This is a genomic window from Skermanella stibiiresistens SB22 (assembly GCF_000576635.1).
Lineage (GTDB): Bacteria > Pseudomonadota > Alphaproteobacteria > Azospirillales > Azospirillaceae > Skermanella > Skermanella stibiiresistens.
Genome location: NZ_AVFL01000003.1, coordinates 140,516 through 156,571, shown reverse-complemented (window position 1 = coordinate 156,571; position 16,056 = coordinate 140,516). Strand labels below are relative to the sequence as shown.

5 protein-coding genes are annotated in these 16,056 nt (G+C 68.1%); 2 read left to right on the top strand and 3 right to left on the bottom strand.

From position 1 onward, the window contains the following. The first annotated feature begins 121 nt into the window (after positions 1-121). Positions 122-8,776, top strand: coding sequence for a glycoside hydrolase family 94 protein (locus tag N825_RS05825; RefSeq protein WP_084164396.1), 8,655 nt, complete (start codon positions 122-124; stop codon positions 8,774-8,776). Positions 8,777-8,816: 40 nt separating this feature from the next. Here N825_RS05825 and N825_RS05820 read toward each other — a convergent pair whose 3' ends face one another. Beyond that, a complete protein-coding gene (locus N825_RS05820; RefSeq protein ID WP_342666009.1) occupies positions 8,817-10,319 on the bottom strand; it encodes a methyl-accepting chemotaxis protein in 1,503 nt (500 codons plus the stop codon). Between the two features lie 40 nt (positions 10,320-10,359). Then, positions 10,360-10,746, bottom strand: a complete 387-nt coding sequence (locus tag N825_RS05815; RefSeq protein ID WP_051511599.1) for a response regulator transcription factor — start codon at positions 10,744-10,746, stop codon at positions 10,360-10,362. A 226-nt stretch (positions 10,747-10,972) separates the two neighbouring features. Between N825_RS05815 and N825_RS05810 the strand changes: the two genes are divergently transcribed. Next, complete coding sequence (locus tag N825_RS05810; protein WP_037448211.1) at positions 10,973-12,379, top strand: sigma-54-dependent transcriptional regulator; 1,407 nt, start codon at positions 10,973-10,975, stop codon at positions 12,377-12,379. On the opposite strand, the gene N825_RS05805 is transcribed toward N825_RS05810, so the two are convergent. Further along, positions 12,376-16,020 (bottom strand): PAS domain S-box protein, encoded by a 3,645-nt coding sequence (locus tag N825_RS05805; RefSeq protein WP_157619001.1) that lies wholly within the window; start codon positions 16,018-16,020, stop codon positions 12,376-12,378. The two genes, N825_RS05810 and N825_RS05805, sit on opposite strands and share 4 nt — an antisense overlap. Between the last annotated feature and the right edge of the window lie 36 nt (positions 16,021-16,056).

The window sequence follows — 16,056 nt, the reverse complement described above, 5'->3', positions numbered from 1 at the left end:
GGTTCTTCACGAAGGGTCGCCATATCGTTAAGTGAGTACGCTTGATTCGGCGTCCCCACCAAAATCATAATCTCAGTTTTACTATCGAGAACCATGGCGGTCTTCGATTGGAAAGGTCTTCGTGAAAAGGCTTCTGCGTCGTGCTCTCGGGCTCGAGAGCGTTCATTCCCCCTGGGACGACGCGGCGCCTGTCCGGGAGGAGCTTTTCAGCGTCGAGCGCCTGGAGGATCACGCCCGGAGCTTGGCGGCGGCGCAACTCACCGCGCCATCGCCGGTCAAGGTTCCGCCGCTGGCGTCGCGCGTCAACGACAACGCGGCGGTGCTCTTGTCGGCGTACCGATCCAGCGCCGCCGCGCTGGAAGCCGGGCATGGCGTCGTTCCGGCGGCCGAATGGCTGCTGGACAACTACCACTTGGTCGAGGAACAGATCCGGGAGATCCGCGAGGACCTGCCGCCCGGCTACTACCGGCAGCTTCCGAAACTGGCGTCCGGCCCCTTCACCGGCTATCCGCGCGTCTTCGGCATCGCCTGGGCTTTCGTCGCCCACACCGACAGCCATTTCGATCCGGAGATGCTGCGCCGCTTCGTCCGCGCCTATCAGACCGTCCAGCCGCTGACGATCGGCGAATTATGGGCCGTCGCGATCACGCTCCGCATCGTGCTGGTGGAGAACCTGCGCCGGCTGGCCGTCCAGATCACCGACGCCCACCAGATCAGGGCCGAAGCCGACAAGCTCGCCGATCGAATGCTCGGCACCAACGATCCGGCCACTCCGCCCACCGCAGCTCCCGTCAAGTCCTTCGACGGCTCCCCCCTGCCGGAATTGCTCGCGGCGCAGCTCGCCAAACGGCTGCGCGGGCAGGATCCCCGGGTGACGCCAGCCCAAGGCTGGCTGGAGGAGCGCCTGGGCTCCCAGGGCACCTCGATCGAGGAGGTCGTGCGCGGCGCGCAGCAAAGGCAGGGCGCGTCGAACGTGACGGTGCGGAACATCATCACGAGCATCCGGCTGATCTCCGACACCGATTGGGCCGATCTGTTCGAGGCCATCAGCCTTGTCGACGACCGCCTGCGGTCCGACCCCGCCTTCGCGGAAATGGACTTTCCGACCCGCAACCTGTACCGCAGCGCGATCGAGGAACTGGCGCGCGGATCGGGACTGACCGAGATCGACGTCACCACGCGTGTCCTGGAGGCCGCCAGGAACGCCTCCGGCGCCACTGGCGAAGATGGCAGGGCGCGGGACCCCGGCTATCATCTGATCGCCGGGGGCAGGCGGGCCTTCGAAAACGCGATAGGCTTCCGGCCCCCGTTCCGCCGGCGTCTGGGACGCCTCAGCGTCGACATGGGCATCAGGGGCTATGTCGGCGCCATCGCCGCCGTGACCGCGCTCCTGCTTCTGTCCTTCGCCTGGCTGGCCTGGGACGCGGCGGCGGGGGATTGGCCCGGCGGGTGGTCGATGGGCTGGCATCTGGCGCTGCTCGCGCTGATCGGACTGTTCCCGGTGATGGACGCCGCGACCGCCCTGGTCAACCGCGCCGTGGCGCGGATCTTCGGGGCGACCGCCCTGCCAGCCCTGGAACTGGCCCACGGCATCCCGCCGAACCTTCGAACCCTCGTCGCGGTTCCCACCCTGCTGACCGGCGCCGAGGATCTGGCGGAACAGATCGAGCGGCTGGAGGTCCATCATCTAGCCAGCCCCGGCGGCGAGCTCCGCTATGCCCTGCTGACGGACTGGCTTGACGCGGATGAGGAGAAGGTCGCCGGCGACGACGAACTGCTTGGCGCCGCCGCCGAGGCCATCGCGCGCCTTAACGCCGCGTATGGATCGCCTGGCGGATCCACTGGCGAGGACGACCGCTTCTTCCTGCTGCATCGCCGCCGCGTCTTCAATGAGGGCGAGAACCGGTGGATGGGGTGGGAGCGGAAGCGCGGCAAGCTACATGAACTCAACCGTCTGCTGCGCGGCGCCTCCGATACCGGTTTCATCGGCCCCAACGGAGGGGCGCCCGCCGCTCCGGCGGGCATCCGCTATGTCGTGACGCTGGACGCCGACACGCGCCTGCCGCGCGATACCGTGCGCCGGCTGATCGGCAAGATGGCCCATCCGCTCAACCAGCCCCGCTTCGACGCCCGGACGGGCCGTGTGGTCGACGGCTATGCGATCCTGCAGCCGCGCGTCACGCCGGCGCTGCCGGTCGGTCGCGAGGGCTCCCTCTACCAGCGGGCCTATTCGGGACCCGGCGGCATGGACCCCTACGCCGCCGCCGTCTCCGACGTTTACCAAGACCTGTTCGGCGAAGGCTCCTACACCGGCAAGGGTATCTACGACATCGACGCCTTCGAGGCGGCGCTGGCCGGGCGGGTTCCCGACAATACCCTGCTCAGCCACGACCTGTTCGAGGGCACCTTCGCCCGCGCGGCGCTCGCCTCCGATATCGAGGTCGTCGAGGATTCCCCCGCGCGCTACGACGTGGCCGCCAAGCGCCAGCATCGCTGGGCGCGCGGCGACTGGCAGTTGCTGCCCTGGATCGCGGCTGGCCTCGAAAAAGTCGGCAAGCGGCCGGGACGGCGCGGCATTCCCGCCGTCGGGCTGTGGAAGATGCTCGACAACCTGCGGCGCACCCTGCTGGCGCCGGCGACGCTCGTGTCGCTGGTCGCGGGCTGGCTGCTGCTGCCGCTTGATCTGGCGCTGGGCTGGACCGCCTTCATCCTGGTCACGATCGCCGTTCCGATCTTCCTGCCCGTGCTGTTCGCGATCGTGCCGCGCCGGTCGGGGATCACGCCGCGCAGCCATTTCGGGGCGCTCCGGGACGATCTTTCGATGGCGGGCACGCGGTTCTTCCTGCAGGTCGCCTTCCTCGCCGACCAAGCTTGGCTGATGGGCGACGCGGTCGCCCGGACGCTCGTCCGCCTGTTCGTCACCCGCCGGCATCTGCTGGAATGGGTCACGGCGGCACAGGCCAGGGTCAGCCCGCGCCTCGATCTCGCCGGCTTCTATGGCCAGATGGCCGGTGGCGTCGTGCTCGGCGTCGCGGCCGGGCTGGCGGTCGTCGCCTTTGCGCCGGCGGCGTGGCCGGTGGCGCTTCCCTTCGTGGCGCTGTGGCTCGCGGCTCCGGCCGTGGCGCTGTGGACCAGCCGGTCGCCGACGGCGGCCAGCCAGTTGGGCGCGTCCGAGGACGAGGCCCGCACCCTGCGGCTGATCGCCCGGCGGACCTGGCGCTTCTTCGAGACCTTCGTCACTCCGGCGGAGAACAATCTGCCGCCGGACAACTTCCAGGAGGATCCCCGGCCGGTCGTGGCGCACCGCACCTCGCCGACCAATATCGGGCTTTATCTGCTGTCCACCGTCGCCGCCCGTGACTTCGGCTGGGCTGGCCGGCTGGAGACGATCGAGCGGCTGGAAGCGACGCTCACCACCATGGGCAAGCTGCGGCGCTTCCGGGGGCACCTGTTCAACTGGTACGAGACGCGCGACCTGCGTGTCCTGGAACCGGCCTATGTCTCGTCCGTGGACAGCGGCAACTTGGCGGGGCACCTGATAGCGCTGGCCAACACCTGCAAGGAATGGGCGCTGGCTCCCGCCGACGGCGTGGCGTCGTGGGCCACGGCGCGGGCCGGCATGATCGACGATCACGATCTCGCCCGCGAGGCCTTGGCTCGGCTGGTGGCCGGCGCCAAGGACGCCGCCGCTGAAGACGCGCGCCAGATCGAGGCGGCGCTGGATGGCGTCAGGGACCTCCTGTCACAGGTCCCCACCGGGACGGCACCCGGCGACGGGTATCTCGGCACCTTGAAGGCGTTGACCGGCCGGGCGGCCGATCTGGCGGAGACGGCCGCGGGTGCCGCGGAGACCGACGACGCCGCGGATCTGGCTTTCTGGACAAGCGCGCTCGACCGCGTCGCCGCCGCCCACCAGCGTGACGCCTTGGAACAGATGGCCGATCCGGACGGCGCGCGCCAACGGCTGGCGGCGCTGGAAACCACGGCGCGCGGCATGGCGGTCGCCATGGATTTCGCCTTCCTGCTCGATCCCGAACGGAAACTGCTGTCGATCGGCTACTCGGTTCCCGACAACGCGCTCGACCGCAACTGCTACGACCTGCTCGCCTCCGAGGCGCGCCTGGCCAGCCTCTTCGCCATAGCCAAGGGCGATGTCCCGGCGCGGCATTGGTTCCGCCTCGGCCGGACCGCGACGCCGCTGGGCCATGGCGCGGCCCTGATCTCGTGGTCGGGCTCGATGTTCGAGTACCTGATGCCGTCGCTCGTCATGCGGGCTCCCGCCGGCAGCCTGCTCGAGCGGACCAACCAGCTCGTGGTCGAGCGTCAGCAGGCCTATGGGCACGCGCTGGGAATACCCTGGGGCATCTCGGAATCCGCCTACAACGCGCGCGACCTTGAGTTCACCTACCAGTACTCCAACTTCGGGGTGCCCGGACTGGGGCTGAAGCGGGGCCTGTCGGAAAACGCCGTCATAGCGCCCTACGCGACCGGTCTCGCGACCATGGTCGATCCCAAGGGCGCCGTCGCGAACTTCGCCCGCCTCGCCGACCTGGGGGCGAGCGGACGCTACGGCTTCCACGAGGCGCTGGACTTCACCCGCACCCGCCTGCCGGAAGGCAAGCAGGTGGCGATCGTCCGCAACTTCATGGCCCACCATCAGGGCATGACGATAACAGCCATCGCCAACACGCTCCAGGCGGGCCGCATGCGGGCGCGCTTCCATGCCGAGCCGATGATCCAGGCGGTCGAGCTCCTGTTGCAGGAGCGGACGCCGCGCGATGTCGCGGTCGCCCATCCCAGGGCCGAGGAGGTGCGGATCGCCGCCACCGATCCAGGCTCCGCGTCGCCCCAGGTTCGCCGCCTCAAGCTCCACGCCGGTACCTCGCCGGCGACCCTGATGCTGTCCAATGGCCGCTACGCCGTCATGCTGACCTCAGCCGGTTCCGGCTTCAGCCGCTGGCGGGATCTGGCGGTCACCCGCTGGCGCGAGGACGCGACCCGCGACGATTGGGGCAGCTACGTCTTCCTGCGCGACGCGCGGAGCGGCGCGGTCTGGTCGGCGGGATATCAACCGACCGGCGCCGAGCCGGACAGCCACGACATCACCTTCAGCGAGGATCGCGCCGAGTATATCCGGCACGACGGCACCCTGGTCACGACGCTGGAGATCGTGGTCTCTGCGGAGGACAACGCCGAGGTCCGGCGCGTTTCGGTGGCGAATGGCGGCCGCCAGACGCGCGAGATCGACCTGACCTCCTATGCAGAGATCGTGCTGGCCGCCACCGCCTCCGACAGCGCGCATCCCGCCTTCTCGAAGATGTTCGTCCAGACCGAGTACCTGCCCGAATATGGGGCGATCGTCGCCACGCGCCGTCGACGCTCGCCGAGCGAGCCGGAGGTCTGGGCCGCCCATCTCGCGGTGGTCGAGGGAGTGACCACGGGAGACGCGCAGATCGAGACCGACCGCGCCCGCTTCATCGGCCGGGGCCATGCCTTGGGCCAGGCGGTCGCGATCCACGGCGGCGGGCCGCTGTCGAACACGGTCGGCACGGTGCTCGACCCCATCTTCGCGCTGCGCCGCCGCGTCGTCGTGGCGCCGTCCAAGACGGCCCGCGTCGCCTTCTGGACCATGCTCGCCGCGTCGCGCGCCGAACTGCTCGACCTGATCGACAAGCACCAGGATCGGAACGCTTTCGAGCGGGCCACCACCCTGGCCTGGACCCAGGCGCAGGTGCAACTCCGGCATCTTGGCGTCAAGCCCGAAGAGGCCGCCGACTTCCAGAATCTGGCTGGCCACATCATCCACGCGGACCCGCGGCTGAGGCCACCGTCGGAGACGATCCGCCGCGGCGCCGGTCCGCAGAGCGGGCTGTGGCCGCACGGAATCTCAGGTGACATTCCCATTGTCCTGGTCCATATCGACGACGTCGAGGACATGGAGGCCGTCCGCCAGCTGCTGAGGGCGCACGAATACTGGCGCATGAAGCAGCTTCCGGTCGATCTGGTGATCCTGAACGAGCGGACCTCGTCCTATGTCCAGGATCTTCAGATCGCCATCGAGACCGCCGTCCGGACCAGCCAGTCGCGCGCCCGCTTCGGCGAGGAACCAGCACGCGGCACGGTCTTCGTGCTGCGGAAGGACCTGATCACCGCCGAGGGGCGGGCGCTGCTCCATTCCGTCGCACGGGTGGTGCTGAACGCCCGGGGCGGCGGCATCGCCCAGCAGCTCGGCCGTTTGGAGGAGATCCCGCGCGAGCGGCCGGACAGCCGCGCCAAGGCCGTGACCGCCTCCGTGTCGATCTACCGGCCAGCCCCGCGGGAGGGGCTGGCGGAGGGATTGGGCGACGGCCTGGAGTTCTTCAACGGCCTCGGCGGCTTCGCCGACGACGGTCGCCAGTATGTCACCGTCCTGCGGGCGGGCCAGTCGACACCCGCTCCCTGGATCAACGTCATCGCCAATCCAGGCTTCGGCTTCCACGTCGCGACCGAGGGCGGCGGCTATACCTGGGCCGGCAACAGCCGCGAGAACCAGTTGACGCCCTGGTCGAACGACCCGGTCACCGACGCGCCCGGCGAGGCGGTCTACCTGCGCGACGAGGACTCCGGCGCCCTGTTCGGCCCGACAGCCCTGCCGATCCGCGACGGCGGAACCTATGTCGCGCGTCACGGCCATGGTCACAGCCGCTTCGAGCACGCCGCCGACGGCCTCGCCCTCGATCTGCTCCAGTATGTCCCGTTGGACGACCCGATCAAGATCTCGCGCCTGACGGTCCGCAACCTATCGAACCGGCCGCGCCACTTGTCGGTGACGTCCTATGTGGAATGGGTGCTGGGAACCTCGCGCGGCGCCTCCGCCCCCTTCATCGTGACCAGCGCCGATGCCGCGACGGGTGCCCTGTTCGCTGGCAATCCATGGAACGCCCCGTTGGGCGGGCGCGTCGCCTTCGCCGACATGGCGGGCCGCCAAACCGCCTGGACCGCCGATCGGCGCGAGTTCATCGGCCGCAACGGGACACTGGCGTCGCCCGAGGCGCTGCGGGGCGGGGCACCGCTGTCGGGAGCCACCGGTGCTGGCCTCGATCCCTGCGCGGTCCTCCAGACCTCCTTCGAACTGGCGCCCGGAGCCTCGATCGAAATCGTCATGTTCCTGGGCGAGACCGGCTCGGCCGAGGCGGCGTCGGCTCTGATCGAGCGGTACCGCGCCATCGACCTCGACCACGTGCTGGCCGAGGTGGAGGCGCACTGGCGGGATCTCCTCGGGACGATCCAGGTCAAAACACCCGACCGCGCGCTGGACATCATGCTGAACGGCTGGCTCCAGTACCAGACCCTGGCTTGCCGGATCTGGGCGCGCTCGGCCTTCTATCAGGCGAGCGGCGCCTATGGCTTCCGCGACCAGCTCCAGGATGGCATGGCGCTGACCTTCGCCCGGCCCGAGATGACGCGCCATCACCTGCTGCGCGCGGCGGGGCGCCAGTTCGTCGAGGGCGACGTCCAGCATTGGTGGCTGCCCGCGACCGGGCAGGGCGTCCGGACCCGTATTTCCGACGACCGGGTCTGGCTGGCCTTCGGCGTGGCCAGTTACATCGAGGTGACGGAGGACAGGTCGATCCTGGACGAGATGGTGCCCTTCCTCGAAGGCCAGCACTTGAAGCTGGGGGAGCACGACGCCTTCTTCCAGCCAACCGTCTCGGACGAGGCGGCGACCCTGTTCGAGCATTGCGCCCGCGGCCTCGACCAGTGCGTCGCCCTGACCGGGGAGCATGGGTTGCCCCTGATGGGGACGGGCGACTGGAACGACGGCATGAACCGCGTCGGCGAGGCGGGCAAGGGCGAGAGCGTCTGGCTCGGTTGGCTGTTGCTGAGGACGGTCGACCTGTTCGCGCCGATGGCGGAGGACCGCGACCCCGGCCGCGCCGCCGCTTGGCGAGAGCACGCCGCCAGCGTGCGGGTCTCCCTGGAACGGGAAGCCTGGGATGGCGCCTGGTACCGGCGTGGCATCTTCGACGATGGAACGCCGTTCGGCCGCGCCGGAGACGCGGAGTGCAGGATCGATTCCATCGCGCAATCCTGGGCCGTGCTGTCCGAGGCGGCCAACCCCGACCGGGCGGCGAGGGCGATGGCGTCGGTGGACGAGCACTTGATCCTCCGGGACGAGAAGCTCGCCCTCCTGTTCACGCCGCCATTCGACAAGACCCCCCTCGATCCCGGCTATATCAAGGCCTATCCGCCGGGTCTCCGCGAGAATGGCGGCCAGTACAGCCACGCCGCCATGTGGGCGATCATGGCCTTCGCCAAGCTCGGCCAAGGCGATCGCGCGGGGGCCTTGCTGTCGCTGCTCAACCCGATCAACCACGCCAGCGACCCTGCCGGGACCGCCCGCTACAAGGTCGAACCCTATGTCGTCGCGGCCGATGTCTACTCCGTCGCCCCCCACGCCGGACGAGGCGGCTGGACCTGGTACACCGGGTCGGCGGGTTGGATGTACAGGGCTGGCATCGAGGCTGTCCTGGGCATCCGCCAGCGGGGCGCCCTTCTGCTGATCGATCCGTGCATCCCCGCGGACTGGCCGGGCTTCCAGGTCGCCGTGCGCCGGGGCGCCACCCGCTACGACATCTCGGTCGAGAACCCCGCCGGCTGCTGCCGCGGGATCGGCCTTACCGAACTCGACGGCGCCGTGGTGGATCCGTCCGACGGCCCCTTGGCGGTCCCGCTCGACGGTGGCGTCCACACCTTGCGGATCGTCTTGGAGAAGGCGGCGCTGGCGGTGGCGTGACCGCACCACTCCATCGCCCGCCTTGGCGGGCGAGGCCGCGTCAGCGGGCGAGGACGCGGGCCGCCTCCGCGGTCTTGTCAACCGCCGCCGTGACTTGGCGCACCGACGAGACGATGTCGCCGAGATTGCGGGTGATCGCGGAGACCGAGGTCGAGGCGCCCTGCATGCTGCGCGACATCTGGGTGGTGACCGAGGTCTGCTCCTCGACGGCGCTGGCGGTGGTCAGGACGTAGTCGCGAACAGTCTCGATCGACTGGCGGATGCCCGACAGGGCGCCGACCACATCGCCGGATATCGACTGGATGCCCTCGATCTCGGTCGAGATCTGGTCCGTCGCCTTGGCGGCCTGGCTGGCGAGGTTCTTGACCTCCGTGGCGACCACGGCGAACCCCCGTCCGGCCTCACCGGCGCGCGCAGCCTCGATAGTCGCGTTCAGCGCCAGCAGATTGATCTGCCCGGCGATGTTCCTGATCAAGTCGACGATGCCGTTCATCTGGCGGGTGGCGGCCGCCATCCGACCGGTGGCGTGGTCGGCGTCCTCCGCCTGTCGCTGGGCGGTGTCGGCCGTGGCCCGCGACTTGGCCATGCTGGACGAGATTTCCTGGGCGGAGCTGGCCAGTTCCTCGGCTGCGGCCGCGACCGCCTGCACGGTTTCGGAAGTCAGCGTCGCCGCGTCCATCGCCCCATCGACCTGACCGCTCGACTGGATCAGCGCAGCGCCGATCTCACCGAAGTTGCGGTCGATCAACGTCTTCAGATGGACCAGCAAGCGGACCTGGCGGGTGATGTCGGTGGCGAACTTGACCACCTTGTAGGGCCGCCCGCTGGCATCCAGGATCGGATTGTAGGAGGCCTCGATCCAGATCTCCCTGCCGCCGCGGGCTAGCCGCTTGTACTGCGCCGCCTGGAACTCCCCCCGAGCCAAGCTGGCCCAGAAAGCGCGGTACTCGGCGCTTTCCGCCATTTCCGGCTCAACGAACATGCGGTGGTGCCGGCCTTTGATCTCGTCCAGGGAATAGCCCACCGCCGACAGGAAGTTCTCGTTGGCGGTGATCACGGTGCCGTCCAGTTCGAACTCGATCACGGCCTGCGACTTGTTGATGGCGTTGACCTGCCCCTGCATCTCCGCGTCCCACTGCTTGCGCTTGGTGATGTCGGTGGCGAACTTGACCACCTTGTAGGGCCGGCCGTTCGAGTCGAGGATGGGGTTGTAGGAGGCCTCGATCCAAACCTCGCGGCCACCCTTGGCGACGCGCTTGAACTGTGCCGCCTGGAACTCCCCCTCACGCAGTTTCCGCCAGAAGTCGGCGTATTCGGCGCTCGCCGCCACATCAGGTTCAACGAACATGCGGTGATGCTTGCCCTGGATCTCGGGAAGCGTGTAGCCGAGCGCCGCCAGGAAGTTGCCGTTGGCTGTGATCACGGTGCCGTCCAGCTCGAACTCGATGACCGCCTGCGACTTGCCGATGGCGTCCAACTGGGCGGTGAGTTCCTTCAGGGCGCTGGACTTGCGGATGCTGAACATCTTGATGGATTCTTTCACGATTTTCAGTGAAGAGGGGGTGCGATCGCGCCGAGGGGAATTATTCGGCGGCCACCAGAGGGGCTTGGCCGTCCAGTTTGGATTGGACCAAGGCGATCAGTTCACCCAAGGCGAGCGGCTTCCGCATCGTCGCGTTGGCCCCGAACAGGGCCGCGGCGGGCAGGAAGTCGAAGTTCGGCGCGCCGCCGGACACCGCTATGATCACGATGTCGCGGTTCATGGCACGAATCATGCGGATCAACTCCAGGCCATCCATGTCGGGCATCAGGATGTCCGTCACGATGGCGTCGGGTGGATCGGATTTCAGGAGAGTGATGACCTCGACGCCGGAAATGGCTTCCGAGACGAGATAGCCGGCGCGGGAAAGCGCCTTGACCATGATGGTCCGGTAGGTTCTATCGTCTTCGACAACCAGGATTTTCCGCATCGCGCCAGTTCCTCATTCGAGATACGGGACTAATTAGCAGAAAATGTGCCAGTTCATGTCAGCTCCTATCGATTGGCGTCGTCATTGATGAATCAAACCCTAATTTTCAGGTTTCAGGATGTCCGAGAGGCATTTCGCCATGGCATTTTGCGACACCATCCTATTTTGCATCGATCAAAAAAGAATTTTGATTGTTGGGAGCGGTGGATGCGATTGGAGGGGTCGTTTGCTTGACGCCAGGCTCGTGTTGCTGGTCGAGGATACCTTGAGTCTGGCGCGCGTTTATCTCCGCTACCTCGAACAAGCCGGCCTGTCGGCCCTGCACGCGGCGTCGCTGGTGGAAGCCGGTGACATGTTCGCCCGACACAAGCCCGACATCGTGCTGTGCGACCTGCACCTGCCGGATGGCGACGGCATGTCGTTGATCGGCGAGGTCAGACGGTCCAGCCCCAGCACCGTCATCGTCGTCATCACGTCCAACAGCTCGGTCGAGACCGCCGTATCGGCCATCCGGGCGGGCGCCGACGATTTCCTGACCAAGCCCTTCGACGCTCCCCGGCTCGAAACCACGATCGGCAACGCGCTGGAGCGGCGCCGGTTGTCGCGTGTCGTGGAGATCCTCGGTGGGGAGGCGGATGGCGACCGCTTCGAGGGTTTCATCGGAGCCGACATGACCATGCGCGCGGTCTACCGCGTCATCGACATGGCGGCCCGCAGCACGGCACCGGTGTTCATCACCGGCGAGAACGGCACCGGCAAGGAACTCTGCGCCGAGGCGATTCACCGCCGTGGTACGCGCCAGGACAAACCCCTGGTGGCGGTAAACTGCGCGGCGATCCCGCGTGACCTGGTGGAGGCCGAGTTGTTCGGCCATGCCCGCGGCGCCTTCACCGGAGCCGTGCGCGATCGGGTGGGCCTGGTCGCCCAGGCGGATGGCGGGACGCTCTTCCTGGATGAACTGTGCGAGATGGATCTGTCGACCCAGGCGAAGCTGCTCCGCTTCGCCCAGACCGGCACCATCCAGCCGGTCGGCGGCGCCGGCACCGTCCAGGTCGATGTCCGGCTGGTCTGCGCCACGAACCGGAACCCGCTGGAGGAGGTCCGCGCCGGCCGTTTCCGCGAGGATCTCTACTACAGGCTCCATGTCCTGCCCATCCACCTGCCGCCGCTGCGGGAGCGTGGGCGCGATGTGCTGTTGATCGTCCGGCACCTGCTCGCCCGCATCGCGGAACAGGAAGGCACGGCTCCGCGCGATCTCGGTCCAGACGCGGAGGATCGCCTGCTGCGCTCAGCCTGGCCAGGCAATATCCGCCAATTGCAGAACACCTTGCGCAGCGTCGTGGTGTTGAACGACGCCCTGACCATCACCGCGGCCATGCTGCCGGACGATCCGCCTGGCGGGACCACGCGGACGGCCGCGGCGGCCGGCCATGTCGAGGGGCGCGGACCCGCACCCGGCCGGTTGGAAGACGGCGCCATCATTCCCCTGGCCGAGGTCGAGCGGGAAACGGTCGAACGCGCGATCAGGCTGTGCGGCGGCAACCTATCGAAAGCCGCGCAGAAGTTGGGCATCAACGTTTCGACGATCCACCGCAAACGACGCGCGTGGTCGGGTTCCGACAGGCTCGACTAGCCGACCGGCTCCAGCGCCTCCATCCACAGCCGCAATCCGCGCCAACTCTCGTCGAAGGCATGTCCGAGCGCGTCGATCAACGTCGCGCGGTTCTGGTCCGAGCCCCCGCGCCCCGCCGCCTCCAGCGCGCCCGCCAGTTCCGAGAGCCTGGACAGTCCAAAGCTGGCCGCGGCGCTCTTGAGGGAGTGGGCCTCGCGCGTCAGCCCATCGATGTCGCCATCATCGGCCAACCGCCGCATCCGTTCCAGCCGGGCCTGCGTTTCCTCGACCATCACGACGACGGTTTCCCGCACGCCGTCGATCCCGATGTCGCGGAGCAGCAGCGTCGGAGCCACCACGTCGAACAGGGCGGCCGTGCCGATCCGGGACAAGTCGCCTTCCGGTGACGCGTCCGGTGTCCGATGGGTCAGTTCCTCGATCGCCTGGATGAGCCGATCCGAGGCTATCGGCTTGGACACGAACCCGTTCATCCCGGCGGACAGGCAAGCGTCCCGGTCGTGGGAGAAGGCGTTCGCGGTGACCGCCAGGATCGGGATCCGTCCGGCGGCTCCGGGCAGGGCGCGGATCGCCCGCGTCGCCTGCATCCCATCCATGTCTGGCATCATCACGTCCATCAGCACCAAGTCGTAGGGCCGGGAACTCACGGCTTCGACCGCCTCGAACCCGTTCGCGGCCACATCGACGCGGAGACCCAGACGTTCCAGCATGGTGACCGCGACCAGCTGGTTTGTCCTATCGTCCTCGGCCAGCAGGATCCGCAATCTCGGCAGCGCCGCCCGCTTTCGCCGGGCGGCCGGCTCGAAGCCCTTCGGCGCCACGCCGTCGGCTCGCCCGCTCAGCGTCGCCAAGCAGAGCGTCAGTTCGGAGAATGCCACCGGCTTCCTCAGCACGATGTCGGGGACGGAACCCGGCTGGGCGACTGGCGACAGACGGGTCGCCGTCAGGAAGCGGAAACCGCCGGCCTCGGCGCCGCCGTCCGCCGGATCCAGGGAGATGAGCGAGATGTCGAAGGGCCGGCCGGCCAGCGGCGCCTCGCCAAGCGAGGCGCGGGTCTCCACCTCCACGCCGAGGGCTCTCAACTGGCGTTCGAGAATGCGGCGTCCCACCGGATTGGGGTCGGCGACCAAAACCCGCAAGCCGCGGACGATGCAGCGTGGCGGGCCATCGGGAACGATCGACGCGTCCCGAACCAGCACGACGTCGAAGTGGAAGCGGCTGCCCTCGCCGGGATCGCTCTCCACCGCGATGTCGCCACCCATCTGGGCGACCAGTTTACGGCTGATCGCCAGTCCCAGGCCGGTGCCGCCATAGCGCCGGGCGGTGCTGCCGTCGACTTGGGAGAATTCGCGGAACAGCCGGCAGATGGCGTCGGGCGCTATGCCGATGCCGGTATCGCGCACCGAGAAACCCAGCACGGCGTCGTCACCATCCAGCGCCAGCAGATCGACCTCCAGCCAGACGCCGCCCTGCTGGGTGAACTTGATGCCGTTGCCGATCAGGTTGAGCAGGATCTGCCGCAGGCGGCTGGGATCGCCGATTAGGCGGGTTGGGACGCCCTCGCCAAGCACGAAGCCAATCTCCAGGCCGGTGGCGTGGGCGCGGGGGACCAGCATGTCGAGCGTGCTGTTGACCACCTGCTCCAGGTCGAATGGGATCTCCTCGAACTTCGTCTGCCCAGCCTCCAGTTTCGAGAAGTCCAGCACGTCGCTGACGATCTGGAGCAGATGGTCCGCCGACGCCCGCAAAGCCGCCGCCAGCCGCCGCTGCGACGGGTCCAGACCGGTGTCCAGCAGAAGTCCGGCCAACCCGATCACCCCATTCATCGGGGTGCGGATCTCGTGGGTCATCGTCGCCAGGAATTCCGACTTGGCTCGTCCGGCGCGCTCCGCTTCTCCCTTGGCGCGGATGATCGCCTGTTCCGCGTGCTTGGCCTCGGTGATGTCGACATGCATGACCACGGCGCCATCGCGCCTGCCGGATGTCAGGGGTGCCGCCATGAAGCGGTACCAGCGATCCTCGGTCGGTGAGTGGCAGGGATATTCGAGACTGAAGAAGGGCGACGCCCCGCGCAGGATGCGGCGCAACCCGACGGCGATCGGCTTCGCCTCCTCGGCGCAGTCGCCCGAGGCGGCCTCGCAGACGGAAACGTAATTGGCGCCGATCGCCACCCCTCCGCCCGGATAGTCGTTCTCCAGCGCGAACGCGCGCCAAGCCTTGTTGACGGAGACGATCACGCCGGAGGCGTCCAGCAGCGCCACATGGGCCGGCAGCGCGTCGAGCAATCCCGTCTGCCGCTCCAGCAGGTGGCGCACGGTCGCCTCGCGCTCGCGCGCCGCCTCCTCCGCCCGCCGCCGTTCGGTCGTGTCTCGCTGGATCGAGATCCAGTGCGTGTACCATCCAAGGCTGTCGGCGACGGGGGCGATATCCAATTCGACCCAGAACTCCGACCCGTCCTTGCGATAGTTCAACAGTTCCACCCGGATCGGCTGCCAAGCGGTCAGGGCGGCGCGGATGCTGTCCAGCGTCGCGCGGTCGGTGCCGGGACCCTGCAACAGGCGCGGCGTGGCGCCGATGACCTCGTCCGCCGTATAGCCGGTGATCGTGGTGAAGGCGTCATTGACGTAGACGATCTTCGGGCCGCCGCCGTCGATCGGTTCGGCCTCGGTGATCAGGATCGAATCATTGGCGTGCAGCACGGCCGACTGGAGCAGCGTTATGCGCTCCTCCACCGCCTTGCGCTCGGTCAGGTCGCGGATATGCGCGGTGAAGAAGGTCCGCTCGCCGACCCGGATCGGGGCGATCGCCAGTTCCGCCGGAAACTCGCGTCCCTTGGACCCAAGCACCGGCAGCTCGATCCGGCGGCCCAGGATGTTTGACTGGTGGCTGGCGAGATAGGCCGCCATGGCCGCGGAATGGCGGGCACGGAACCGCTCCGGCACCAGCAAACCGGCCATCTCCTGGCCAAGGACCGCCGATCGGGGCTGCTCGATCAGCTTTTCCGCGGCCGGGTTGAATTCAACGATGCGGCCGGCATCATCGACGGTGACGATGGCGTCGAGTGAGCTTTCCAGGATGGAGCGGTTCAACGCCTCGCTCTCCCGTAGCGCCGCCTCCGCGCGCGTCCTACGGTCGATCTCGCCGCGCTGGCGCTCCAGCAGCCGCCGCAATTCCAAAGCGTCGATCACGGCATCAGCGAGGCAGGCCAGCAGATCGATCTTCTCGGGAGCCGGATCGCGCGGTTCGAAGGCGATGACGCAGAGCGTTCCCAGCACCGACCCATCCGGAGCCCGCAACGGCGCTCCCGCGTAGAACTGTATATGGGGAGGCCCCACCACCAGCGGGTTCGACTGGAAACGAGGGTCGCGCGAGGCGTCGGTGACCACCATCACGCCAGTGGCGCGGATGGCGTGCTCGCAGAACGCCATGTCGCGGGGGGTCTCGCGCACGGAAAGGCCGTGGCACGACTTGAACCACTGCCGCTTCTCGTCGATCAGGGAAACCAGCGCCACCGGCGTGTCGAACAGGCCGGCCGCCACCTTGGTCAGACGGTCGAAGGGTGCCTCGGGTTCGGTGTCCAGGATGTCATAGGCCAGCAGCGTGTCGAGGCGGCGCGTCTCCCGCGATTCGTCCAAGTCATTCATCGCGACCAAAACCTTCCCCTCATCACGTCAAGGCGA